This is a genomic window from Leifsonia sp. 10N434 (assembly GCF_056394405.1).
In genome coordinates, this window is sequence record NZ_JBFTHV010000008.1 from 129559 (window position 1) to 154822 (window position 25264).

Genomic DNA, 25264 nt, shown 5'->3' on the forward strand with positions numbered 1-25264 from the left:
TCGCCGGGTTTAGCGGGATCGCCGGGCCTAATACGCGCGGCGGGTGACCGTCACGGCGAGTTCGCGGAGCTGCTGCTTCGCCTGATCTCCCAACGGAGCCGCCTCGATCGCAGCGATGGCGCGCGCGACGTTGGCGGCGATGAGCTCCTCGACCTTGTCGACGGCACCGGATGCCCGGAGCGTCATCTGCAGGGTCTCGATCTGCTGCGCGGTGAGGCTGCGGTCGCCGAGCAGTTCGTCGAGGGTGGCCCGCGCGCCGGCGGGCAGCGCCTCCCTGGCCAGCGCGATCAGCACGGTGCGCTTGCCCTCGCGCAGGTCGTCGCCGCTCGGCTTGCCGGTGACGCTCGCGTCGCCGAACACCCCGAGCAGATCGTCGCGCAGCTGGTAGGCGATCCCGAGGGGCAGCCCGAACGACCGCAGCGCCTCGAGCTGGCCGATGGTCGCCCCCGCGAGTGACGCGCCGATCACCAGCGGCGCCTCGATGCTGTACTTGGCGGACTTGTAGACGATCACGCGCTCGGCGCGGGAGAGCTGGTCGTCCTCCGTCTGGGTGTTCCAGCCGATCTCCTCGAAGATGTCGAGGTACTGGCCGGCGGTCACTTCGACGCGCATCCGGTTGAACTCGGCGCGCGCGGCTCGCCGGGCAGCCGTGCTGGCCACCTCGGAGAGGCCCTCGTCGAACAGCTCGTCGCTGAGGATCAGCAGCAGGTCGCCGAGCAGCGTGGCTGCTCCCGTGCCGAAAGCGGTGGCCGATCCCTCCCAGCCGTTCTCGGCGTGGAGTTGTTCGAATCGACGATGGGCTGACGCCGCCCCGCGTCGGGTGTCGGAGTTGTCGATGATGTCGTCGTGCACCAGGGCGGCTGCGTGGAACATCTCCAGCGCGCTCGCGACGGACACGACGCCCTCGAGCGCGCCACCCGCCTGAACGGCACGATCATCGGCTCCGGGATCGGAGGACCGGACGGCCTGCCATCCCCAGAAGCAGAACAGCGCGCGGAACCGCTTGCCGCCGCTGAGAAAATCCCGGGAGAACGCCTCGACCGGGGAGAGTTCGTCTGCGATGGAGACGAGAATAGAGGCGCGCGCATCGAGGAACCCATCGATTCTGGACTGGATCAGGTCGACGAACCGAATGCTTTCTGACACACGCCTAGCCTAGCGACCACGCCAGAGCTAGAATCAGCTTCACAACGCCTCGAACCCGGGAAAGAGGGGGAAACGGATGCCGCTTTCGGAACACGAGCAGCGCCTCCTCGAAGAGATGGAGCGCAGCCTCTATCAGAACGACGCAGATTTCGTCGCCACAGTCGGAGCGCGACGCGGGAGACCCGCTTACCGCTCGATCGTCCTCGGCATCCTCGTCGCCGTCGTCGGCATCGGCGTGCTCATCACCGGGGTCTTCATCCAGGTGCCCATCGTCGGCATCGTCGGTTTCATCGTGATGTTCGCCGGCGTGCTGCTGGCGATCGCACCGGGCAAGCGGCCCGCCGCCGCACCGGAGGGCATCGATGGCCCCAACGCCGCGGGCAAGCAGGGCAAGCCCGCGCAAGCCGGGTTCATGAACAAGCTCAACGATCGGTGGGACAAGCGGCAGGACGGGCAGAGCTAGCCCCTCCCTTCCGCTCCACGCGAGCGGTACCACCAGGGTCGATCTTCGGATCGGCCCTTTTTTTGTGCCCTCGACTCTCCCGGGCCATCCATTTTCCTCCACTCCGCACATCCTTGATTTTCCGCGCCTTTGTGCCCCCATTTCGGGTCCATTCGGCGAAGAGTGCTGACTTTGTGGATGGTTGTGGAGTAAAGTGGAGCCACACCGCAACCTTGGCCGGAAGAGTGGGGGGAGTACCCGATGTTCCTCGGTACCTACGCCCCCAAACTCGACGAAAAAGGGCGCATCATCCTGCCGGCCAAATTCCGGGATGAGCTCGCGTCCGGCATCGTCCTGACCCGCGGCCAGGAGCACTGCGTGTACGTCTTCAGCCAGCGTGAGTTCGAGTCGCTTCACGAGAAGATCCGCCAGGCGCCGGTGACCAGCAAGCAGGCGAGGGACTACCTGCGCGTGTTCCTCTCCGGAGCGAGCGCGGAGGTCCCCGACAAGCAGCACCGCGTGACGGTGCCGACCACGCTGCGCTCGTACGCAGGACTCGATCGCGACCTCGTCGTGATCGGCGCCGGCAGCCGAGCAGAGATCTGGGACGCCCAGGCCTGGGAGACCTACCTGGCCGAGCAGGAAGCAACATTCGCCAACACCACCGAGGAGGTGATCCCGGGACTCTTCTAGCACCTGGCGCCCGACTCCCAGCCATTCGCCGCCCTGACACACTTCCCCGGTGCCAGGTCGGAATGGATGGGGATCAGGATCCAGGAGCTCGACCCCGTCATCATGACCGACGACCAGATCCACACCCCGGTGCTCCTCGAGCGCGTCATCGAGCTGCTCGAGCCCGCCTTGCGCGAGCCCGGCGCCGTGCTCGTGGATGCCACGCTCGGCATGGGCGGCCACTCGGCCGGCATCCTGGAGCGCTTCCCCGAGGTCACCCTGGTGGGCCTCGACCGCGATCCGGATGCGCTCGCGATCGCCGGTGAGCGGCTCGCGCGGTTCGGCGACCGCGTCCACCTCGTGCACACGGTCTACGACGGCATCCTCGACGCCCTGGACGACCTGGGCATCGACGAGATCCAGGGCGTGCTCTTCGATCTCGGCGTCTCGTCGCTGCAGCTCGACCGCGTGGAACGTGGATTCTCGTACTCGAAGGATGCCCCGCTCGACATGCGCATGGACGGCACGAGCGAACTCACGGCCGCCGTGATCCTCGCCGAATACAGCGAGGCGGACCTGCGCCGCATCTTCCGCGACTACGGGGAAGAGAAGCTCGCCGCCCGCTACGCGCAGAAGATCGTCGAGGCGCGGGCGGACAAGCCGTTCGTGCGGTCCGCCGAGCTGGTCGACGTCATCACCAAGGCGACGCCCGTCGCCGTGCAGCGTCAGGGGCATCCGGCCAAGAGGGTCTTCCAGGCACTGCGCATCGAGGTGAACCAGGAGCTCGCTGTACTGCAGCGGGCGATCCCCGCGGCGATCGACGCGCTCGCCGTCGGCGGCAGGATCGTCGTCGAGGCCTACCAGTCGCTCGAGGATCGCATCGTCAAGCGGGAGCTGCAGACGCGGTCGACGTCGAGTGCCCCCGCCGGACTGCCGGTCGAGCTCCCTGAGCACCGCCCGGAACTGAAACTGCTCATCCGCGGCGCCGAGCTCGCGGACGACGACGAGAAGGCCGCGAATCCGCGGGCGACGCCGGTGCGCTTGCGCGCCGCAGAACGCGTGAGGAGGGGCTCATGAGCTCGAACCTGGCCGAAAGGCGGCCGTCGGTCGGCTGGATCGGTCGCACCGAGCCCCGGCCGCACGTCGAGGAGCGCCCGAACCATCTCGAGGTCGTGTCGACCCGCTCGCAGCGACGGGCGCGTCCACGGGCCGCCTACGCGATCGTCGCCATCGCGACCCTGTTCGGGATCGTCGTGGCTCAGCTGCTGCTCAGCATCGGCATCTCGCAGGGTGCGTACCAGCTCAGCTCGCTGCAGGACACGCAGACCCGCCTGCAGCGCTCGTACCAGGCCGCCTCCGAAGATCTGAACCGTGTCGCGTCGCCGCAGAACCTGGCGGCGAACGCTAACGCGCTCGGCATGGTCAGCAACAGCAACCCGGCCTACCTGCGGCTCTCCGACGGCGCGGTGCTGGGTGCGCCGATCGCGGCCAGCAGCGTCGCGGGGACGGTCACCGGCAGCACGGGCAACCTGGTGCCGAATTCTCTGCTCAACGGTGTGCCGCTCGCGGTCCAGACCAAAGCCGCCAAGGCCGTGAACGCAGCCAAAGCCGCGGCCGCGGCCAAGGCGGCCGCCGCTGCGAACGGAAAAGCTGGGAGTTCGACAAGCCCGAGCGTGCCGAAGAAGACCCCGGCGGCGCCGACCGTACCGTTGGACGGAGCGCTGCCGACACCGGTGACGCATTGACGACGGGACGAGCTCGATCGTGATCACGCGAAAGACGATGCGCAGACGCACGGCGTTCACGATGCTGGCCGTGGCCGCGACCGTCGGCATCCTCGGCGCGAAGCTGGTGGACATCCAGGTCGTGCAGGCCGACGCACTGCAGAAGAAGTCGGTGACGGCCAAGGAGGTCGAGCAGACGTTGACGGGCGCGCGGGGGAGCATCCTCGACGCGAGCGGCACCGTAATGGCCACGACGGTCTACCGCTACACCGCCCAGCTGTCGCCGTCCGACGCGATCGCCGGCGGACGCGCCCAGATGGTCACGGCGGCCGGGAAGATCGGCACCATCACCGGGCAGGGCGGAGCGAAGGTCGTCGCCCTGATCGACAAGGCGCTCAAAGACGACCCCAAGTCGAAGTACGCGCTCGTGAAGACGGGCATGGATGTCGCCACCTTCGACAAGCTCGACAAGCTCCCGTACCCCTGGCTCACCTTCACGAAGGTCGCCTCCCGCACCTACCCGAACGGCGCGGTCGCCGGCAACCTGCTCGGCTACGTCTCGAGCAACGGCAACGGCGGGCTCGAGTACAGCGAGAACTCCTGTCTCGCCGGCGAGAACGGCACGGAGACCTATCAACGCGGCGCCGACGGCGTCGCCATCCCGGGCAGCACCGTCGTGCAGAAGGCCGCCAAGGACGGCGGCACCCTGAAGCTGACCGTCGACAGCGACCTGCAGTGGTTCGCCGAGCAGACGCTGGCCCAGCAGGTCGGCGCGGTCGGCGCCAAGTTCGGCTTCGTCACCGTGGTCGAGGCGAAGACCGGCAAGGTGAAGGCGGTCGCGCAGTGGCCCGCACTCGACCCCAACAACATCGACGCGACATCCCCGGGGTACTGGGGTCTGCTGCCGTTCAGCACCCCGTACGAGCCGGGCTCGACGTTCAAGGCCCTCACCGCCAGCATGCTGCTCGACCAGGGCAAGGCCAATCCCACGAGCGAGGTGCTCGCGCCGTACCGGTTCCAGTCGGGCCAGGGCGCGGACCTGCACGACTCCGGCTACCACGACGACGAGCGTCTGACGCTCACGGGCGTGCTGATGAACTCGTCGAACACGGGCATGTCGATCCTCGGCAGCAGGCTCACCGATCAGACCCGGTACGACTACCTCAAGAAGTTCGGCATCGGCAGCGACACGGGCATGCCGTATCCGGGACAGTCGTCCGGCATCCTGCACCCGGCCAGCGACTGGGACGACCAGACCAAGTACGCGACGATGTTCGGCCAGGGCGTCTCGGCGACCCAGATGCAGATGGTCGGCGCGTACCAGGCGCTCGCCAACAACGGCACGCGCATCCCGCTCACGATGGTCGAGGGATGCACGCATCCCGACGGCACCGTCACCGACGTTCCGAAGCCGACGCCGGTCAAGGTCGTCTCGCCGACGGCGGCCAACACGACCCTCGGGATGATGGAGAGCGTCGTCACGTCCGGCGAGCTCGCGAGCAAGCTGCAGATCCCGGGCTACCGGGTAGCGGCGAAGACCGGAACGGCCCAGCAGCCGGACGGCCACGGCGGGTACCTGCCGTCGTACTACGTCTCCGTCATGGGTGTCGCTCCGGTGGACGATCCGCAGTACGTCGTTTCGGTCAACCTCGGATACCCGACTACCATTACTTCGTCGGCAGCCGCCGCTCCGCTGTTCCACACGATCATGAGTCAAGTGCTGAAGACCTTCCGGGTGAAGCCTTCGACGACCAGCCCGGCTGACTACCCGCCGTACTACTGAAAGTGAGCCCCGTGACAGGACCGGCGCCCTCTTCTCTGCGCCCCGAGCATCCCGTCGCCCGACCGCTCGCACAGTTGGTGGCGGAGTTCGGGCTGGACTATCGAGGCGACCTCGACGCCGTGGAGGTGACCGGTGTCGCGCTCGCGACCTCGGCCGTCGAACCCGGCGACCTCTACGTGGGGGTGCCCGGCCGCAACGCGCACGGCGCGAGCTTCGCGACCGCGGCCGCCGAGGCCGGAGCGGTGGCAGTACTCACCGACGAGGAGGGCGCAGAGCTCGCCGCCGCGTCGGGACTCCCGGTGATCGTGACCTCGGACGCCCGCGCGGCCCTCGGCGCGGTCGCCGCCTGGATCTTCCGGACCGACGAGAACTCGGCCACCCTGTTCGGCGTCACCGGCACGAACGGCAAGACCAGCGTCGTCTACCTGCTCAATGCCATCCTCGGGCAGCTCGGCGTGGTCTCCGGCCTCAGCTCGACGGCCGAGCGGCGGATCGGCGAGACCGCCATCACCAGCAAGCTCACCACCCCCGAGGCCAGCGAGCTGCACGCCCTGCTCGCCCGGATGCGCGAGGCCGCCGTGCGGGCCGTCGCCATCGAGGTCTCGGCGCAGGCGCTCAGCCGCCACCGGGTCGACGGCATCGTGTTCGACGTCGTCGGTTTCACCAACCTGAGCCACGACCACCTCGACGACTACGACTCGATGAGCGACTACTTCGAGGCGAAGCTCGAGCTGTTCCAGCCCGACCGTGCCCGGCGCGGCGTCGTCACCGTCGACTCCGACTGGGGGCGCTCGCTCGTCGAGCAGTCGCGCATCCCGGTCACCACGCTCTCGACCTCGGCCGGCGGCGACGCCGAGTGGACGATGTCGGTGACCGAGGAGACGGTCGACCACACGGCCTTCGTCCTCGAGGGCCCCGACGGCCGGATGCTGCAGACGCAGGTCCCGCTGCTCGGCTCGTACATGGCCGCGAACGCCGCGCTGGCGATCGTCATGCTGGTGGAGTCCGGCTACGATCTCGACGCCATCGGCGCGGCTCTGGAACGCGACGGCGGTATCGATGCCTTCATCCCCGGCCGCGCGGAGCGCATCTCGGGCGACCGCGGTCCCGTCGTGTTCATCGACTACGGCCACAGCCCCGACGCCTTCCTCTCGACCCTCGGCGCGCTGCGCAAGGTCACCGACGGCAAGATCGTGATGGTCTTCGGCGCCGACGGCGACCGGGACACCACCAAGCGCACCGACATGGGCGCCATCGCGGCGCGCGGCTCGGATGCTGTGGTGATCACCGACTTCCACCCGCGCTGGGAGGACCCGGCGGCCATCCGTGCGACGCTGCTCGCCGGCGCTCGCGGCGCCGTGCCCGAGCTCGAGCTCTACGAGGTCGCCGACCCCCGCGCGGCGTTCCGCAAGGCGCTGTCTCTCGCCGACGAGGGCGACATCGTGCTCTACGCCGGTCCCGGCCACGAGGACTACCAAGAGGTGGCCGGTCAGCGCATCCCGTATTCGGCACGCGACGACGCCAAGCTCGCTCTGCGAGAGGCCGGGTGGCTCTGATGATCGCCATGACCCTGGCCGAGATCGCCGCGGCCACGCGGGGTCGTCTGGTGCTCGACGGCACCGGCGCCACTCCCGAGACCGTCGTCGACGGGCTTTCCACCACGGATTCGCGGGAGGTCGTGCCGGGCACGCTCTTCTTCGCCAAGCCGGGTGAGGTCACCGACGGCCACCTGTTCGTGCCCCAGGCCGTGGAGGCCGGCGCCGCCCTCATCGTCGTCGACCACGTACTGGACGTGGCGGCTCCGCAGTTGCTCGTCGACGACACCGTCGTCGCCCTGGGCGACCTCGCGACCGAGGTGATCGCGCGCGTACGCGCGGCCGGCACCCTGCGCATCGTCGGCGTGACCGGATCGAACGGCAAGACGACGACCAAGAACCTGCTGCGCGCCATCCTGGAGCAGGTCGGTCCGACCATCGCCGCGCGCGCCTCGTTCAACAATGAGGTCGGCGCCCCTGTGACGATGCTCGAGGTGACCGACGACACGCAGTTCCTCGTCGCCGAGATGGGCGCGAGCGGCATCGGCGAGATCGCACGCCTTGTGCGCATGGCCCGGCCCGACATCGGTGTGGTGCTCAAGGTCGGCCTCGCCCACGCCGGCGAGTTCGGCGGCATCGAGGCGACGCTTGCGGCGAAGACCGAGATGGTCAGCGACCTGCTCGACACCGACGTGGCCGTGCTCAACCTCGACGATCCCCGGGTCGCCTCGATGGCCGACAAGACGGTCGCCCGGGTGCTCTGGTTCGGCCTCGACGAGCGGGCCGACGTGCGTGCCACCGACGTGGTCTCGAGCGCGGCGGGTACGAGCTTCACGCTCCACCTCCCGAACGGCGAGACGCGCGCCGTGCGCTTCCGTGTTCTGGGCGAGCATCACGTCATGAACGCCCTCGCGGCCGCGGCGGCCGCCCACACACTCGACGTCGGCATCGACGACATCGTGGCGGCCCTGCAGACCGTGCAGCGCGCCGAGCGCTGGCGCATGGAGGTGCTGGGCGGAGCCCGTGGTGTCACCGTCATCAACGACGCCTACAACGCGAGCCCCGACTCGATGGCCGCGGCGTTGAAGACGCTCGCGCAGATCGCGGAGCCGGGCGGTCGCACGGTGGCCGTGCTGGGCGAGATGAGCGAGCTCGGCGAGTTCTCTGGGGAGGAGCACGACCGGATCGGCCTGCTCGCCGTCCGTCTCGGCATCGACCAGCTCATCGTGGTGGGCCCTGCCGCGCGCCGGATGCACATCTCGACCATCAACGAGGGGTCGTGGGACGGCGAGTCGCTCTACTTCGACACGCCGGACGACGCCTTCGAACACCTTGAGACCGCCCTGGTCGCGGGGGATACGGTGCTCGTGAAATCTTCGAACTCGGCCGGCCTGCGGTTTCTGGGTGATCGACTGGGAGAATTGTTCTCGTGAGAGCTCTGCTGACGTCCGGTGCACTGTCGATGGCGTTCACGCTGTTCCTCACCCCGGTCTTCATCCGGCTCTTCCGCAGGCTGCAGTGGGGGCAGTTCATCCGCGACGACGGACCCCAGAGCCACCACGCCAAGCGCGGCACCGCCACGATGGGCGGCATCGTCGTCATCCTCGGCACGCTGTTCGGCTACTTCGTGGCGTTGCTGCTGACCGGCGACGAGACCTCGGTCTCTGCGCTGCTCGTCCTCTTCCTCATGGTGGGGCTCGGGATCGTCGGGTTCATCGACGACTTCCTCAAGACCCGCCGTGAACGCAGCCTCGGTCTCACCGGCTGGGCCAAGGTCGCCGGCCAGGTGATCGTCGCCACGGTCTGGGCGTTCCTGGCGATCATGTTCCCGAACGGCAACGGCTACACGCCGGCGACGATGAGCGTCTCGCTGATCCGCGATCTGCCGATCGACTTCATGTCGATCACGAAGTTCGGGGCGATCGGCGTCATCGTCGGCTACGGGCTCTACCTGATCTGGATCAACTTCATCGTCGCCGCGACGTCGAACGGAGTGAACGTGACGGACGGCCTCGACGGCCTCGCCTCCGGCGCGTCCATCCTCGCCATCGGCGCCTACATCATCATCGGGTTCTGGCAGTCGATCCAGTCGTGCTCCAACCTCAAGCTCGATCCGGCGAACGTCGAGAAATGCTACGACGTGCGCGATCCGTTCGACCTCGCGATCGTCGCCACGGCGATCGTCGGAGCCGTCGTCGGCTTCCTCTGGTGGAACACGTCGCCCGCGCAGATCTTCCTCGGCGACACCGGTTCGCTGGCCCTCGGCGGGGCGGTCGCCGCCCTGGCGATCCTCAGCCGCACCGAGCTCCTCCTGGTGCTCATCGGCGGCCTGTTCGTCATCGAGGCCGGCTCTGTCATCGTGCAGCGCGCGTACTTCAAGCTCACCAGAGGTAAACGTATCTTCCTGATGAGCCCGATCCACCATCACTTCGAACTGAAGGGATGGGCGGAGGTCACCGTGGTCGTGCGGTTCTGGATCATCGGCGGACTGCTCGTCGCCGCCGGCGTCGGCAGCTTCTATCTCGAATGGCTCGCAACGTGACCGAAATCGACGAACGGCTGGCCGGTCTGACCAGCTGGCGGTCGGACTGGCGGGGGCTCCGGGTGGCCGTCTACGGTCTCGGCGTCACCGGATTCTCGGTCGCCGACACCCTCGTCGAGCTCGGCGCCGAGGTGCTCGTCGTCACCGCGAAGGCCGATCCCGAGCGCGCGATGCTCCTCGAGGTGATCGGCGCGGAACTCCTCGAAGAGGCCGACCTCGCCGCTCCGCCCGATCGGCTGACGGAGTTCGATCCCGAGCTCATCGTGGTGTCGCCCGGCTTCCACCACGACCATCCGCTGCTCGATTGGGCGGACCAGCGCGGAACGGCTGTCTGGGGCGACATCGAGCTCGCCTGGCGCCTGCGCGACAAGGTCGGCAGCCCGGCCGACTGGATCGCGGTCACCGGCACCAACGGCAAGACCACCACGGTGCAGCTCACCGCGACCATGCTCGTCGCCGGGGGTTACCGCGCGGCTCCCTGCGGCAACATCGGCATCCCGGTGCTCGACGCCATCCGCGACCCGCAGGGGTTCGATGTGCTCGTCGTCGAACTCTCCAGCTATCAGCTGCACTGGGTCAACCGCAATCGCGGCGGTGAACTGTCGCCGTATTCGTCTGCCTGCCTGAACATCGCCGACGACCACCTCGACTGGCACGGCTCGGCGGACGCCTACCGCGCGGCGAAGGCCAAGGTCTACGACAACACCCAGGTGGCGTGCGTGTACAACCGCGCCGACCCCGCCACCGAGCAGATGGTCCGCGATGCCGAAGTGATCGAGGGCGCACGCGCCATCAGCTTCGGCCTGGACGTCCCCGGACCGAGCGACTTCGGCATCGTCGACGGCATCCTCTGCGACCGCGCGTTCCTCGACGACCGCTTCACCAGCGCGATCGAGCTCACCACCATCGACGAACTGCGGGACGCCGGTCTCGCCGCGCCGCACGTGGTGGCGAACATCCTGGCAGCAAGCGCGCTGGCACGCTCCTACGGGATCGCACCGCGGGTCATCCGGGATGTGCTGACGGCGTTCCGGCTGGATGCCCACCGGATCGAACTCGTGCGCATCGAGAGCGGCGTGAGCTGGGTGGACGACTCCAAGGCGACGAACCCGCACGCGGCGGATGCCTCCCTGCGGGCGTACGAGTCGGTCGTCTGGGTCGCGGGCGGGCTGCTCAAGGGCGTCGACATCGACGATCTGGTGAAGCGCCACGCCGCCCGGCTGCGTGCCGCCGTGATCATCGGAGTCGACCGTGAGGCCCTCCGCTCCGCATTCGCACGACACGCGCCCGGCCTGCCCGTGTACGAGGTCGACGCCGACGAAACTGATGAGGTCATGCCGACGGCGGTGAAGTTGGCCGGCGGGGTCGCACAGTCCGGAGACACCGTTCTCCTGGCGCCGGCTGCGGCCTCGATGGACCAGTTCGCCGACTACGCAGAGCGCGGTCGCCGTTTCCAGGCGGCCGTCAACGAGTTCTTTGGAGGTGAGGCGGATGAGCACTCCGCCTCGCACCCAGGAGGAGAATAGGACCTCCTCCCGCATCGGAGCCCTCACGGCCAGGATCTCCCTGGGCCGGGCGATGCAGGCCGAGTCCGCCAACTACTTCCTGCTGCTCGGCATCACGCTGTTCATGGTGGTGTTCGGGCTGGTGATGGTGCTCTCGTCGTCATCGGTGGAGTCGCACAACGACACCGACAACTTCTTCTCACGCTTCTGGTCGCAGGGGGCGTACACGCTCATCGGCCTGCCGCTGATGTTCCTCGTCTCCCGGCTGCCGAGCCGGTTCTGGAAGAAGTCCATCTGGATCCTTCTCGGCGCCGCGTGCTTCCTGCAGCTCCTCGTGCTGGTCACCCCGCTCGGCGTGGAGATCGGCGGCAACCGCAACTGGCTCCGGATCGGCTCCCAGACACTGCAGCCGTCGGAGGCCATCAAGGTGGCGCTCGTCGTCTGGCTCGGCGTGGTGCTGGCCCGCAAGAAGGACCTGCTCGGGCAGTGGAAGCACGTCGTCGTGCCGGTCGTGCCGATCGGCGGCGGCGCGATCCTGCTCGTGATCCTCGGCGGTGACCTCGGAACGACGGTCATCATGGCCGCGATCGTGCTGGGCGCGCTGTTCTTCGCCGGGGTCAAGCTGCGCCATCTCGCCTTCGGAACGGTGGCGGTCGCGATCGTCGCGGTGCTCGTCGCCGTGTCGAGCAAGAGCCGGCTCGGCCGGATCGCCGCGCTCTTCGGTGGTGCGAGCACCGCCAACCCCGACGTCAACTGGCAGATCGACAACGGCTTCTACGCGCTCGCGTCCGGCGGCGTCTTCGGTGTCGGGCTGGGCAATTCACACTCGAAGTGGTCGTGGCTCCCCGCGGCCGACACCGACTTCATCTTCGCCATCATCGGCGAGGAGCTCGGCCTCATCGGCGCGATCGTGGTGCTGATCCTGTTCGTGCTCCTCACCGTCGTGTTCCTGCGCATCATCCACGCGTCGAACGACCCGTTCGCACGCGTCACGACGGCGGCGATCATGGTGTGGCTGATCGGCCAGGCATTCGTGAACATCGCGGTGGTGCTCGGCGTCATACCGGTGCTCGGAGTTCCACTCCCACTGATCTCTGCAGGAGGAACTGCGATGATCAGTTCCATGATCGCAATCGGCATCGTCCTGTCCTTCGCCCGTGAGACCGGGAAGGCGGCCCGTCGGCAGGACGGCCGGCCCGCCGCCGACCGGCGCCAGGGCGCCCGCTCCTCGATCGGCGCCGACGCGTGACGCGGTACCTCCTCGCCGGCGGTGGAACCGCCGGCCATGTGAACCCGTTGCTCGCCGTCGCCGACCGGCTGCGCCGTGACGACCCCGCCGCGGAGATCCTGGTGCTCGGCACCGCCGAGGGGCTCGAGGCGCGGCTGGTCCCGGAGCGCGGCTACGAACTGGCGACCATCCCGAAGCTGCCGTTCCCGCGGCGCCCGAACGCAGCGGCCCTGCGGTTCCCCGCGGAGTACCGGCGCACCATCGGCACGGTGCGCTCTCTCATCGAGCAGCGCGCCATCGACGCCGTGGTTGGCTTCGGCGGCTACGCGGCCGCCCCGGCCTACTCCGCCGCGCGCAAGGCCGGCATCCCGCTGATTCTGCACGAGGCGAACGCCAAGCCGGGCCTCGCGAATCGTCTCGGCGCCCGGTACACGCCGTTCGTCGGCGTCGCCTTCGAGGGCACCGCGCTTCCCCATGCGACCTTCGTCGGGATGCCGCTCCGGGTTGAGGTCGAGGAGCTCGACCGCGCGGCGACCCGTCCGGAGGCAGCCGCCTTCTTCGGGCTCGACGCAGTCCGCCCCACCATCCTCGTGACCGGCGGGTCGCTCGGCGCGCGCCGGCTGAACTCCACGATCGCCGACCGCGCCGCGGCGCTCACCGGCGCCGGCTACCAGGTGCTGCACATCCAGGGCGGCCGCGGCGAGCTCACCGACCCTGGCATCGACGGCTACCGCCTCGTCGACTACTGCGACCGGATGGACCTGGCGTTCGCCATCACCGACCTGGCCGTCGCCCGTTCCGGCGCGGCCACGGTGAGCGAGTTCGCAGCTCTCGGCATCCCTGCCGTCTATGTCCCCTACCCGGTCGGCAACGGCGAGCAGCGCTTCAACGCCGCCGGCGTCGTCGCCGCCGGCGGGGGAATCCTGGTGGACGACGCAGCGTTCCTCCCCGGGTGGGTCGACACGGAGCTCCTCCCGCTGCTCGCCGATCGCGAGCGCGTCACCCGCATGGGCGAGCGCGCCGCGACCGCCGGTGTGCGCGACGGTTCCGACCGCATGGTGTCGCTCATCCGAAGCTCGCTCTAGAGCGCGTACCGTCATACTTGATGGTGCCCTTCACCCGCAAAGGAAAGCAGTACTCGTGATCAAGCCCGACCTCACCATGACCCTCCCCGACGACCTCGGCGCCCTGCACTTCGTGGGCATCGGAGGCTCGGGGATGAGCGGGATCGCGCGCCTGTTCCTCGAGGCGGGGTACACGGTGACCGGTTCCGACGTGCGCGAGTCGTCGAATGTGCTCGCACTCCGGGACCTGGGCGCCACCATCGCGATCGGACACGACGCCGCCAACGTCGGCGACGCCGACACGCTCGTCGTCACGGGCGCTCTCTGGCAGGACAACCCCGAGTACCAGCTGGCCCTGCAGAAGGGTCTGCCCGTGCTGCACCGCTCGCAGGCGCTCGCCTGGCTGATCAGCAAGAAGCGCCTCGTCTCCGTCGCAGGCGCGCACGGCAAGACCACCTCGACCGGCATGATCATCACCGGCCTGCTCGGCCTCGGAGAGGACCCGAGCTTCGTCAACGGCGGTGTGATCGAGTCGCTGGGCAAGAGCTCGCAGACCGGCACCGGCGAGCTGTTCGTGGTCGAGGCGGACGAGTCGGATGGATCGTTCCTGCTCTACGACACCGCGGTCGCGCTGATCACCAACGTCGACCCCGACCACCTCGACCACTACGGGTCGCTCGAGGCCTTCCAGGACGCCTTCGTGACGTTCGCCCGCGAGGCCGGCGAGTTCGTCGTCGTCTCCTCCGACGATGCCGGCGCCGTGGCCGTCACCGAGAAGCTCCGGGCCCAGGATGCCGGCAAGAAGGTCATCACGTTCGGCGAGGCCGAGGACGCCGACGTGCGCGTGCACTCGATCGTCACCGACGGCCCCGTCGCGTTCTCCGTGCGCCACGCGGGCGCCGACTACTCCGCGCAGCTGCGCATCCCTGGGCGCCACAACGCCATCAACGCCGCGGGCGCGTTCGCGGTGCTCACCGGGCTCGGCTTCGAACCCGCGGCCTCGCTCGCGGCGATCGCGCAGTTCGGCGGCACCGAGCGCCGCTTCGAGCTGCACGGCACCGTCGGCGGCGTGAGCGTCTACGACGACTACGCGCACCACCCGACGGAGGTCGCGGCCGCGCTGTCGGCCGCCCGCACCGTCGTCGGCTCCGGTCGCATCATCGCGGTGCACCAGCCGCACCTCTACAGCCGCACGCGCCTGTTCGCCCAGGAGTTCGCCGAAACGCTCGAGACCTACGCCGACGAGACCGTCGTGCTCGACGTGTACGGCGCGCGCGAAGATCCGGAACCCGGTGTGACCGGCGCTCTGGTGGCCGACCGGTTCGAGCACCCCGAGCACGTCGCCTTCATCGCCGACTGGCAGGCGGCGGCCGATCACACCGCCGAGATCGCGCGCGACGGCGACTTCGTGATCACGCTCGGCTGCGGCGATGTGTATCGCATCGTCCCGCAGCTCCTCGAGTCGCTCCAGCGCGCCCGCGGCTAGCGGAACCGTCGGTATGAAGCGTCCCCAGGGGTTCGACCGGCCGCCGGAGCCGCAGACTCCTCCGTCGGCGCCGCAGTCGGAGGCCGAGCCTGCGACGGACCCGATCCCGGTGCAGCGGCTGCTGCCGGAGCGGTCGCTGCCGGTGGACGGTCAACAGGACAAGGCTCAGGACAAGGCTAAGAACGGTGCCCGGGAGAAGACCCGGGACAGGGCTCGGGAGAGGGCCAGGCAGGAGCCTGCGCGGGAGCCGATCGAACGCATCCCCTCGAACCGCGAGATCAGCCGGTCACTGCGTGAGGCCCGCAAGGAGCGGGCACGCCTCGAACGCGGCGAGGTGCGGCGCTTCACCAAGCGCTCGCGCCGCCGCCGGATGGTGTGGCTGGCGAGCCTCGGCACGCTCGCCGCGCTGATCATCGGCGTCGGGCTCACTGCCTTCTCTCCGCTCATGGCGCTGAAGACGATCACGGTCACCGGCACCTCCCGCATCGCCGCCGCGACGGTCACCAAGGCGCTCGCCGATCAGATCGGCCGTCCGCTTCCGCTGGTCGACCAGGCCGCCATCCGCGGCGACCTCGCCGCCTTCCCGCTCATCCGCAGCTACAGCGTCGAGAGTCACCCGCCCAACTCGATCGTCGTGCGCATCGTCGAACGGCAGCCGATCGGGGTCGTCGCCGTCGGCCGCTCGTTCGCCCTCGTCGACGCCGCCAAGGTCACCATCGCGACGAGTGCGGGGCGCCCGGGCGGCTACCCGCTGATCACCGCGACGGGGGAGCCGGCCGAGTCGGACGCGAAATCCGGATTCGCCGCGGCCTCCGACGTGCTCGCATCGCTCCCCGCCGCCCTGCTCGCGCGGGTCGACACGGTGTCGGCCACGACAGCCGACGACGTGAGCTTCACACTGCGCTCGAGTGGTGCGAAGGTTGTGTGGGGGAGCGCCGACGACTCCGACCTGAAGGCCGCCGCCCTCACCGCTCTCCTCAAGAGCGCGGGCGGCGCGCGTCTGTACAACGTGTCGTCGCCGCACAGCGTGACGACGGGGTGAGGCCCGAAGGGGTCGCTGATGGCGATCTTTTCCGACACGCCTGGCGCGCTACGGGGCCGTGGGCCATGCGCACCTAACGTCGAATCAGGAATTGCATACTGAGCATAACTTTAAGCCTCGACTTGAGGTTGAAGGTTCCCAGCGGAGGCCGGACGTGACATCAAACCAGAACTACCTCGCCGTGATCAAGGTCGTCGGCATCGGCGGTGGCGGCGTCAATGCCGTCAACCGGATGATCGAACTCGGCCTTCGCGGCGTCGAGTTCATCGCCATCAACACCGACGCCCAGGCGCTCCTCATGAGCGACGCCGACGTCAAGCTCGATGTCGGTCGTGAGATCACCCGCGGCCTCGGCGCCGGAGCGGACCCCGAGGTGGGCCGCCGTGCTGCAGAGGACCACGCGGAGGAGATCGAGGAGGCCCTCGCGGGCGCCGACATGGTCTTCGTCACCGCCGGTGAAGGCGGTGGAACCGGCACGGGCGGCGCGCCTGTCGTGGCTCGCATCGCCAAGTCGATCGGCGCGCTGACCATCGGTGTCGTCACCAAGCCGTTCGGATTCGAGGGCAAGCGCCGCTCGGAGCAGGCGGAGGCGGGTGTGCAGCGCCTGAAGGAAGAGGTCGACACCCTCATCGTCGTGCCCAACGACCGCCTGCTCGAGATCAGCGACCGCGGCATCAGCATGCTCGAGGCGTTCTCGACCGCCGACCAGGTGCTCCTCGCCGGTGTGCAGGGCATCACCGACCTCATCACCACGCCGGGCCTCATCAACCTCGACTTCGCCGACGTCAAGTCGGTCATGCAGGGCGCGGGAAGCGCGCTGATGGGTATCGGCTCCTCCCGGGGGGCGGACCGCGCGATCAAGGCGGCCGAGCTCGCGGTGGCGTCTCCGCTGCTCGAGGCGAGCATCGACGGCGCGCACGGCGTGCTCCTGTCGATCCAGGGCGGTTCGAACCTCGGCATCTTCGAGATCAACGACGCCGCGCGACTGGTGCAGGAGGCTGTGCACCCGGAGGCGAACATCATCTTCGGTGCCGTGATCGACGACACGCTCGGCGACGAGGTGCGGGTGACGGTCATCGCCGCCGGCTTCGACGGTGGCGAGCCGAACAGTGCCCAGGCCGTCGACAACCGGCGTGCGAGCTTCGTCGAGGCGGGCGCCGACGACGGCGCGGCTCTCGCGAGCACGGCCGCCCTCGACGCCGAGGACATCCCGGCCCCGTCGACCGACACCTGGGCGGCGGCCGAGAGCCCCGTCACGGAGACCGCACCCAAGGACCCGGCGTTCGACGACGAGAATGACGACCTCGACATCCCCGACTTCCTCAAGTAGCCCGCTCGCCGAGCGTCTCCAGCTCGTCCGGGCCGGCATCGCCGATGCCGCCCGGGCGGCGGGACGCTCGCCGGACGAGCTCACCACCATCGTGGTGACGAAGTTCCACCCTGTGGCGCTGGTGCGCGAGCTCGCGGCGCTCGGCGTCACCGATGTGGGGGAGAACCGCCACCAGGAGGCGCAGGCCAAGGCGGCGGAGCTCGCCGACCTGCCGCTGCGGTGGCACTTCGTCGGTCAGCTGCAAAGCAAGAAGGCGCGCCAGGTGCGCGCCTACGCGGATGTGATCCACTCCATCGACAGGGCATCGCTCGTCGATGCGCTGCGCTCGGACGAACGCGACATCGACTGCTTCGTGCAGCTCAACCTGACGGACGATCCGGCTCGCGGCGGGGTCGTCGACCGCGATCTCGAACCGCTCGTGGACCGCGTGCTCGAAACCCCGGGCCTGCGACTGCTCGGAGTCATGGCCGTCGCGCCGCTCGGCGAAGAGCCGCAGCGGGCGTTCGCCCGTGTGCGTGCCGCGAGCGAACGCGTCCGGGCGCTCTCTCCCCACGCCGATCGGATCTCGGCGGGGATGAGCCAGGATTACCCGGCAGCCATCGCCGAAGGAGCGACACACCTTCGCATTGGCACCGCCATTACCGGGAATCGGCCGGTCGCCGGTTAATCTCGAAGAGAAGGTTCGTAGTGCGTGCGAAAGCGTCGGCGCACAGGTCTACACGGAGGATCGAATGTCCAACCCGCTGAAGAAGACGATGGTCTACCTCGGCCTCGCCGACGAAGAACTCGAGTACGACGAGCAGCCCCAGGAGCAGCCGCAGCAGCGTCAGCCGCAGCAGCAGCACCAGGCTCCCGTCGCCCCGGTTCCTCACCCCACCCCGGTCGCACCCGTGACCGGCCGCGCCCCGGTGACCCCGCTGCGCAAGTCATCCACCGCACGGAATGTTTCGGTCCAGGAAATGAACGAGATTCTCACGGTCCACCCTCGCCAGTACCGCGACGCCCAGGCGATCGCCGAGTCGTTCCGTGAGGGAATCCCCGTCATCATCAATCTCTCGCAGATGAGCGAAGGCGACGCCCGTCGCCTGATCGACTTCGCCAGCGGGCTCTCGCAGGGTCTCTACGGCAAGATCGAGCGCGTCACGCCCAAGGTCTTCCTGCTCTCCCCGTCGCATGTGGTCGTCTCAGGCGAGCACGGCGGGCAGGACGCCGAGGTCGACGCGTCGTTCTTCGCGCAGGCCTGACGCCGCCAGCTACCGGATCGCGCACCGCCCCTGTCCGGGGACGGTGCGCTTTCACGCATACTTAACCTCGTGTTCGTCGTCTCCCTCGTCGCCAGCATCCTCTACTACGTGCTGCTCATCTACTTCTTCGTGCTCTGGGCACGGTTCATCCTCGATCTGGTGCGCACGTTCAGCCGGCAGTGGCGCCCGCGCGGGGTCGGCCTGGTCCTCGCGGAGAGCGCGTACGTGGTGACCGACCCGCCGATCAAGTTCTTCCGCCGGCTCATCCCTCCGCTGTCGATGGGCCCGATCGCCATCGACTTCGGCTGGAGCCTCACCATGCTCCTGGTGATCATCCTTCTGTACGTCACGGCCGCGTTGTAGCCGAGAGTCGCGCGCATTCGCAGACGCGCTCGGGATGTATGGTTGACGAGCCGACGCACGTGAGTGCGGCAGCGTGCGCTTCCCCCGCGCACTTTGCTAGCGTTGGCTGAACGCACTCTTTGTTCGTATCTCAAGATCTAAGGTGGCTTGCCATGGCGCTGACTCCGGAAGATGTAGTCAACAAGCGGTTCCAACCGACGAAGTTCCGTGAGGGCTACGACCAGGACGAGGTCGACGACTTCCTCGACGAGGTCGTCGTCGAACTGCGTCGACTCAACCAGGAGAACGAGGAGCTCAAGCAGCGCCTCGTCGCGAGCGAGTCCCGCATCGCCGAGCTGCAGCGCAGCGGAGGCCAGGCCCCCGCCGCCGCCGCCGCCCCCGACAACTCCGCCGAGCTCGAGGCCCTGCGTGCCGAGAACGAGGAGCTCAAGCAGCGCCTCGCCGCGGCTCCGGCAGCAGCCGCAGCTGCAGCTCCGGCAGCCGCCGCGTACGCGGCGCCGGTCGACACGAGCGCCGTCGACCCGAACAGCACGAACAACCTCCTCCAGCTGGCGCGCCGCCTGCACGAGGAGCACGTGCGCGAAGGTGTCGAGAAGCGCGACGCGCTGATCGCGGAAGGCCACGCCACCGCCGCCCGCATCGTCGCCGAGGCCGAGTCGAAGCAGCGCGCGCAGATCAGCTCGCTCGACCAGGAGCGCGCGCTCCTCGAGCACCGCATCGACGAGCTGCGCAGCTTCGAGCGGGACTACCGCCAGAAGCTCAAGAGCTACATCGAGGGCCAGCTCCGCGACCTGGACAGCTCGTCGGCAGCCGGCACCGGGAGCTACGCAGCCCCGGCCGCGTCGTCGACCGACACCGGCTCGCAGAACGCACCCGTTCCCGCCCCGGTCTCCGCCTCGGGCGGCGACTCCGCGTCGGGCCAGGAGCAGCCTCCGACGTTCCAGGGCTTTGGAGGCTAGCCCCTCCAGGGCCAAGGTCAGCGTCCGGGCCCTGGTCGTTCTCGCCATCGTCGCGCTCTGCGTGTACCTGGTCGACCAGATCGCCAAACTCCTGGTGGTGCAGAACCTCTTCGAGGGTCAGCAGGTCCAGGTCCTCGGACAGCTCCTGCAGTTCCACTTCGTCAAGAACCCCGGCGCCGCGTTCTCGATCGGCAGCGGGTCCACCTGGATCTTCTCGATCGTGGGCGTCGGTGTTCTCGGCTTCGTCATCTGGTACGCCCCCCGCATCCGCTCGATGGCCTGGGCCGTGCTCTTCGGCCTCCTCCTCGGCGGCCTGCTGGGCAACCTGACAGACAGGCTCTTCCGGGAGCCGGGCTTCGGGGTCGGCCACGTGGTCGACTTCCTGCAGATCCCACTGCTGCCGGCCATCTTCAACCTCGCCGACGTGGCGATCGTGTCGAGCATGGTGCTCTTCCTGATCCTCACCATCCGCGGCATCGGTCTCGACGGCAAGCGCACCGACGACGAGGAGGAGGCGGCGTCCGAGGCGATCGCCGCTGAAGCCGGCGGAGACGACGTCGTCGCAGACGGCTCGCAGCAGGCGCCCATCCCCGCATCGGAGGACACCGGCTCGGCCGCCGGGCCCGTCGCGCCCGAGACCATCGAGCCGGCGCCGCGCGAGAAGCCGACCGACTAGGGATGGAGTCCCGCAGCTTTCCGATTCCGGACGGCCTCGAGGGCGTCCGGGTCGACGCCGGTCTGGCCAAACTCCTCGGTTTCTCGCGCAGCTTCGCCGCCGAGATCGTCGAGGCCGGTGGGGTCACGGTGGACGGCCGCGAGGCCGGCAAGTCCGACCGGCTGCAGGCCGGCGGCTGGCTCGAGGTGAGCTGGCAGCCCAAGGCCGAGGTGCAGATCGTCCCGATCGCCGTGCCCGACCTCACGATCGTCCACGATGACGACGACATCGTCGTGATCGACAAGCCGGTCGGGGTCGCCGCGCATCCGGCCGTGAGCTGGGAGGGCCCGACCGTGCTCGGTGCCCTGTCGGCGGCCGGGTTCCGCATCTCGACCTCCGGAGCCGCCGAACGCGCCGGCATCGTGCACCGCCTCGACGCCGGGACGAGCGGCCTGATGGTGGTCGCGAAGTCGGAACGCGCCTACACCGCGCTCAAGCGCGCCTTCCACGACCGCACGGTCGAGAAGATCTACCACGCTGTCGTTCAGGGCCATCCCGATCCGCTCGTCGGGACGATCGACGCCCCGATCGGCCGCCATCCGCGCTCCGACTGGAAGTTCGCCGTCGTGGCCGGCGGCAAGCCCTCGGTGACCCACTACGAGACGATCGAGGCGTTCCCGTCGGCGAGCCTGCTGGAGATCCACCTCGAGACCGGTCGCACGCACCAGATCCGGGTGCACATGGCAGCCCAGCGCCACCCGTGCGTCGGCGACTCGATGTACGGCGCCGACCCGACGCTCTCCGCCCGGCTCGGCCTCGAGCGGCAGTGGCTGCACGCCGTGCAGCTCGCCTTCGAGCATCCGGGAACCGGCGAATGGGTGACCTTCACGACGGGGTATCCGGCCGACCTGCAACACGCATTGGATGTGCTCCGAGCGTCGTAGGCCCGACGTAGTCTTTAACCCTCACCACGGCCCCACAGGAGAAGTAGCTTGTCCTCTAGCGACTCGTTCGTCCACCTCCACGTCCACAGCGAGTACTCGATGCTGGACGGCGCAGCGCGCATCAAGCCGCTCGTCGAGGCGGCCGTCGAGCAGGGCATGCCGGCGGTCGCTGTCACCGACCACGGCAACATGTTCGGCGCCTTCGACTTCTGGCGCACCGCCACCGACGCGGGCATCAAGCCGATCATCGGCACCGAGGCCTACCTCACCCCGCGCACGCACCGCACGGACCGCACGCGGGTGCGCTGGGGCGACGGCGGGGGAGACGATGTCTCCGGTTCGGGCGCGTACACGCACATGACGATGTTCGCGGCGAGCACGGAGGGCATGCACAACCTGTTCCGCATGTCGTCGAAGGCCTCGACTGAGGGCTACTACTTCAAGCCCCGCATGGACCGCGAATTGCTGAACACATACTCGTCGGGCATCATCGCGACCACCGGATGCCCGTCCGGCGAGGTGCAGACGCGACTGCGACTCGGCCAGTACGACGAGGCCAAGAAGGCCGCCGCCGAGTTCCGCGACATCTTCGGCAAAGAGAACTTCTTCGCCGAGATCATGGACCACGGCCTCGGTATCGAGCGCCGCATCATGGGCGACCTCCTCCGGCTGGCGAAGGAGCTCGATCTCCCGCTCGTCGCCACCAACGACCTCCACTACACGCACGCCGCCGACGCCAAGAGCCATGCCGCGCTGCTCTGCGTGCAGTCCGGGTCGACGCTCGACGATCCCAACCGGTTCAAATTCGACGCCGACGAGTTCTACCTCAAGTCGGCGGCCGAGATGCGCCAGCTGTTTCGCGATCATCCGGAGGCCTGCGACAACACGCTCGCCATCGCCGAGCGGTGCGACGTGCAGTTCAACACGCAGGCCAACTACATGCCGCGCTTCCCGGTGCCCGAGGGGGAGAACGAGCAGACCTGGTTCGTCAAGGAGGTCGAGAAGGGGCTGCACGAGCGCTACCCCGGCGGCATCACCGACGAGGTGCGCAAGCAGGCCGACTACGAGATCGGCGTGATCTCGCAGATGGGCTTCCCCGGGTACTTCCTCGTCGTCGCCGACTTCATCAACTGGTCGAAGCGCAACGGCATCAGGGTCGGTCCCGGCCGTGGTTCGGGTGCGGGGTCGATGGCGGCATACGCGATGCGCATCACCGACCTCGACCCGCTGCGCCACGGCCTCATCTTCGAGCGATTCCTCAACCCCGACCGCGTCTCGATGCCCGACTTCGACGTCGACTTCGACGACCGCCGCCGTGGTGAGGTCATCAAGTACGTCACGGAGAAGTACGGCGAGGAGCGCGTGGCGCAGATCGTCACGTACGGCACCATCAAGGCGAAGCAGGCGCTCAAGGACTCCTCGCGCGTGCTCGGGTTCCCGTTCGGCATGGGCGACAAGCTCACGAAGGCGATGCCGCCGCCCGTGATGGGCAAGGACATCCCGCTCACCGGCATCTTCGACAAGGCGCACCCGCGCTACAAAGAGGCCGTCGACATCCGGGCCGTCGTCGAAAGCGACCCGGAGGCCAAGACCGTCTTCGATACCGCGCTGGGTCTCGAGAACCTCAAGCGCCAGTGGGGTGTGCACGCGGCCGGCGTGATCATGTCGTCGGACCCGCTGATCGACATCATCCCGATCATGAAGCGCGAGCAGGACGGTCAGATCGTCACGCAGTTCGACTACCCCGCGTGCGAGTCGCTCGGCCTGATCAAGATGGACTTCCTGGGGCTCCGCAACCTCACGATCATCAACGACGCGCTCGACAACATCGAGGCCAACCGCGGCGAGAAGCTCGTGCTCGAAGACCTCGAGCTGGACGACCGGGGGGCGTACGACCTGCTCTCGCGCGGCGACACGCTGGGCGTGTTCCAGCTCGACGGCGGCCCGATGCGCTCGCTGCTGCGACTGATGAAGCCGGACAACTTCGAAGACATCTCGGCCCTCATCGCGCTGTACCGCCCTGGCCCCATGGGTGCCAACTCGCACACCAACTACGCGCTGCGCAAGAACGGGCTCCAGGAGATCACGCCGATCCACCCCGAGCTCGCTGAGCCGCTCGCCGAGATCCTCTCCACCAGCTACGGCCTGATCATCTATCAGGAGCAGGTGATGGCGATCGCGCAGAAGGTGGCCGGCTTCTCGCTCGGCCAAGCAGACATCCTGCGTCGCGCGATGGGCAAGAAGAAGAAGTCGGAGCTGGACAAGCAGTTCGAGGGCTTCGCCGGCGGTATGCAGGCGAACGGCTTCTCGATGGAGGCCGTCAACAAGCTCTGGGAGATCCTCCTCCCGTTCTCGGACTACGCCTTCAACAAAGCCCACTCGGCGGCGTACGGCGTCATCTCCTACTGGACCGCCTACCTCAAGGCGCACTATCCCGCCGAGTACATGGCCGCCCTCCTCACCAGTGTCGGCGACTCCAAAGACAAGATGGCGCTCTATCTCAACGAGTGCCGCCGCATGGGCATCAAGGTGCTGCCGCCCGACGTGAACGAGTCGATCGGCTTCTTCGCCGCCGTCGGCACCGACATCCGCTTCGGCCTGGGAGCCGTGCGCAACGTCGGGAGCAATGTCGTCGACGGCATCCGGGCGGCCCGCGAGAGCAAGGGGCGCTTCGAGTCGTTCCACGACTACCTCACGAAGGTGCCGATCCACGCCGCGAACAAGCGCACGGTCGAGTCGATGATCAAGGCCGGCGCTTTCGACTCGCTCGGCGCCACGCGCCGCTCGCTGGTCGAGGTGCACGAGGACGCGGTGGAGTCGGCCGTCAAGATCAAGCGCAACGAGGCGAACGGCGATGTCGGCTTCGACTTCGACAGCCTCTGGGGCGACGACGAGCCCAACGCCTCCCAGCATCACGTACCCGAGCGTCCCGAGTGGGCGAAGCGCGACAAGCTCGCGTTCGAGCGGGAGATGCTTGGCCTCTACGTCTCCGATCATCCGCTGGCCGGTCTGGAGCTCCAGCTGGCCAAACTCGCGAGCACGTCGATCGCCGATCTCGTCGTGTCGGAGAGCATCCAGGACGGCGAGACGGTGACGATCGCTGGTCTCGTGACGAGCGTGCAGCACCGGGTCGCCAAGGCGTCCGGCAACCAGTACGGCATGATCACGGTCGAAGACTTCGGCGGCGAGATCACCGTGATGTTCATGGGCAAGGCGTACCAGGAGTTCTCGTCGATGCTGCAGGGGGACGCCATCGTCGTCGTGCGCGGCCGCGTGAGCATGCGTGACGACGGGATGAACATCCATGCGTTCAGCCTCATGGCGCCCGATCTCGGGCAGAGCTTCGGAACAGGCCCGCTCGTGATCACGATGCCCGACCAGCGCGCGACCACCGACACGGTGACCGCGCTGAGCGAGGTGCTGGCGCGGCACACCGGCGAGAACGAGGTGCGCCTGCGGTTGGTGAAGGGCCAGGTCGCCCGTGTGTTCGAGGTGCCGAAGCCGGTCACCGTGAGCGCGGACCTGTTCGGCGAGCTCAAGGGCCTTCTCGGCCCGAACTGCCTGGCGTAGGCCGGTGGCCGCGGTGGCCCCGGCGACCGC

22 protein-coding genes are annotated in these 25264 nt (G+C 68.5%); 21 read left to right on the forward strand and 1 reads right to left on the reverse strand.

All coding sequences use genetic code 11. The features are described 5' to 3' along the window. Positions 1–27 precede the first annotated feature (27 nt). Positions 28–1146: a polyprenyl synthetase family protein gene (locus AC1DB1_RS17955; protein ID WP_477201783.1), complete on the reverse strand. Its 1119-nt coding sequence runs from the start codon at positions 1144–1146 to the stop codon at positions 28–30. A 76-nt stretch (positions 1147–1222) separates the two neighbouring features. On the opposite strand from AC1DB1_RS17955, the gene AC1DB1_RS17960 reads away from it, so the two are divergent. The 21 genes from AC1DB1_RS17960 (at position 1223) to dnaE (ending at position 25234) form a co-directional block, all read left to right on the forward strand. Continuing rightward, positions 1223–1609, forward strand: a complete 387-nt coding sequence (locus AC1DB1_RS17960; protein ID WP_271176370.1) for a DUF3040 domain-containing protein — start codon at positions 1223–1225, stop codon at positions 1607–1609. 240 nt (positions 1610–1849) lie between these two features. Continuing rightward, the gene (mraZ, locus tag AC1DB1_RS17965) at positions 1850–2281 is read left to right on the forward strand and encodes a division/cell wall cluster transcriptional repressor MraZ (RefSeq protein ID WP_271176369.1); all 432 of its coding nucleotides are present in this window, start codon (positions 1850–1852) and stop codon (positions 2279–2281) included. Positions 2282–2383: 102 nt separating this feature from the next. Further along, the gene (gene rsmH, locus AC1DB1_RS17970; protein ID WP_477201818.1) at positions 2384–3337 is read left to right on the forward strand and encodes a 16S rRNA (cytosine(1402)-N(4))-methyltransferase RsmH; all 954 of its coding nucleotides are present in this window, start codon (positions 2384–2386) and stop codon (positions 3335–3337) included. Then, entirely contained in the window at positions 3334–4005 is a 672-nt protein-coding gene (gene ftsL, locus AC1DB1_RS17975; protein WP_477201784.1) for a cell division protein FtsL, read from the forward strand. The genes rsmH and ftsL overlap by 4 nt, the downstream gene beginning before the upstream one ends. 19 nt (positions 4006–4024) lie before the next feature. Further along, the gene (locus AC1DB1_RS17980; RefSeq protein WP_271176367.1) at positions 4025–5767 is read left to right on the forward strand and encodes a peptidoglycan D,D-transpeptidase FtsI family protein; all 1743 of its coding nucleotides are present in this window, start codon (positions 4025–4027) and stop codon (positions 5765–5767) included. An 11-nt stretch (positions 5768–5778) separates the two neighbouring features. Then, positions 5779–7323 (forward strand): Mur ligase family protein, encoded by a 1545-nt coding sequence (locus tag AC1DB1_RS17985; RefSeq protein WP_477201785.1) that lies wholly within the window; start codon positions 5779–5781, stop codon positions 7321–7323. Continuing rightward, positions 7323–8735 (forward strand): UDP-N-acetylmuramoyl-tripeptide--D-alanyl-D-alanine ligase, encoded by a 1413-nt coding sequence (locus AC1DB1_RS17990; RefSeq protein WP_477201819.1) that lies wholly within the window; start codon positions 7323–7325, stop codon positions 8733–8735. Before AC1DB1_RS17985 ends, AC1DB1_RS17990 begins: the two co-directional genes overlap by 1 nt. Beyond that, positions 8732–9844, forward strand: coding sequence for a phospho-N-acetylmuramoyl-pentapeptide-transferase (gene mraY, locus AC1DB1_RS17995; RefSeq protein WP_271176365.1), 1113 nt, complete (start codon positions 8732–8734; stop codon positions 9842–9844). Before AC1DB1_RS17990 ends, mraY begins: the two co-directional genes overlap by 4 nt. Continuing rightward, complete coding sequence (murD, locus tag AC1DB1_RS18000) at positions 9841–11370, forward strand: UDP-N-acetylmuramoyl-L-alanine--D-glutamate ligase (RefSeq protein ID WP_477201786.1); 1530 nt, start codon at positions 9841–9843, stop codon at positions 11368–11370. Before mraY ends, murD begins: the two co-directional genes overlap by 4 nt. After that, positions 11336–12598 (forward strand): putative lipid II flippase FtsW, encoded by a 1263-nt coding sequence (gene ftsW / locus AC1DB1_RS18005; protein ID WP_477201787.1) that lies wholly within the window; start codon positions 11336–11338, stop codon positions 12596–12598. Before murD ends, ftsW begins: the two co-directional genes overlap by 35 nt. Beyond that, on the forward strand, positions 12595–13662 hold the full coding sequence (locus AC1DB1_RS18010) for a UDP-N-acetylglucosamine--N-acetylmuramyl-(pentapeptide) pyrophosphoryl-undecaprenol N-acetylglucosamine transferase (RefSeq protein ID WP_477201788.1): 1068 nt from the start codon (positions 12595–12597) through the stop codon (positions 13660–13662). Before ftsW ends, AC1DB1_RS18010 begins: the two co-directional genes overlap by 4 nt. Positions 13663–13717: 55 nt before the next feature. Further along, the gene (gene murC / locus AC1DB1_RS18015; protein ID WP_477201789.1) at positions 13718–15127 is read left to right on the forward strand and encodes a UDP-N-acetylmuramate--L-alanine ligase; all 1410 of its coding nucleotides are present in this window, start codon (positions 13718–13720) and stop codon (positions 15125–15127) included. Between the two features lie 13 nt (positions 15128–15140). Then, entirely contained in the window at positions 15141–16169 is a 1029-nt protein-coding gene (locus AC1DB1_RS18020) for an FtsQ-type POTRA domain-containing protein (protein ID WP_477201790.1), read from the forward strand. Between the two features lie 154 nt (positions 16170–16323). Next, positions 16324–17499: a cell division protein FtsZ gene (gene ftsZ, locus AC1DB1_RS18025; RefSeq protein WP_271176359.1), complete on the forward strand. Its 1176-nt coding sequence runs from the start codon at positions 16324–16326 to the stop codon at positions 17497–17499. Continuing rightward, the gene (locus AC1DB1_RS18030; protein WP_477201791.1) at positions 17465–18166 is read left to right on the forward strand and encodes a YggS family pyridoxal phosphate-dependent enzyme; all 702 of its coding nucleotides are present in this window, start codon (positions 17465–17467) and stop codon (positions 18164–18166) included. The genes ftsZ and AC1DB1_RS18030 overlap by 35 nt, the downstream gene beginning before the upstream one ends. Before the next feature lie 64 nt (positions 18167–18230). Next, positions 18231–18743 carry a cell division protein SepF gene (locus AC1DB1_RS18035; RefSeq protein ID WP_271176357.1) on the forward strand — a complete coding sequence of 171 codons (513 nt, stop codon included), beginning with the start codon at positions 18231–18233 and terminating at the stop codon, positions 18741–18743. Between the two features lie 69 nt (positions 18744–18812). After that, the gene (locus AC1DB1_RS18040) at positions 18813–19106 is read left to right on the forward strand and encodes a YggT family protein (RefSeq protein WP_271176356.1); all 294 of its coding nucleotides are present in this window, start codon (positions 18813–18815) and stop codon (positions 19104–19106) included. Positions 19107–19258: 152 nt separating this feature from the next. After that, positions 19259–20065, forward strand: a complete 807-nt coding sequence (locus AC1DB1_RS18045) for a DivIVA domain-containing protein (protein WP_477201792.1) — start codon at positions 19259–19261, stop codon at positions 20063–20065. Continuing rightward, positions 20055–20741: a signal peptidase II gene (gene lspA, locus AC1DB1_RS18050; RefSeq protein ID WP_477201793.1), complete on the forward strand. Its 687-nt coding sequence runs from the start codon at positions 20055–20057 to the stop codon at positions 20739–20741. Before AC1DB1_RS18045 ends, lspA begins: the two co-directional genes overlap by 11 nt. Before the next feature lie 2 nt (positions 20742–20743). Continuing rightward, positions 20744–21664, forward strand: coding sequence for an RluA family pseudouridine synthase (locus AC1DB1_RS18055; protein WP_271176353.1), 921 nt, complete (start codon positions 20744–20746; stop codon positions 21662–21664). 99 nt (positions 21665–21763) lie between these two features. After that, positions 21764–25234, forward strand: a complete 3471-nt coding sequence (dnaE, locus tag AC1DB1_RS18060) for a DNA polymerase III subunit alpha (RefSeq protein ID WP_373877121.1) — start codon at positions 21764–21766, stop codon at positions 25232–25234. Positions 25235–25264 lie beyond the last annotated feature (30 nt).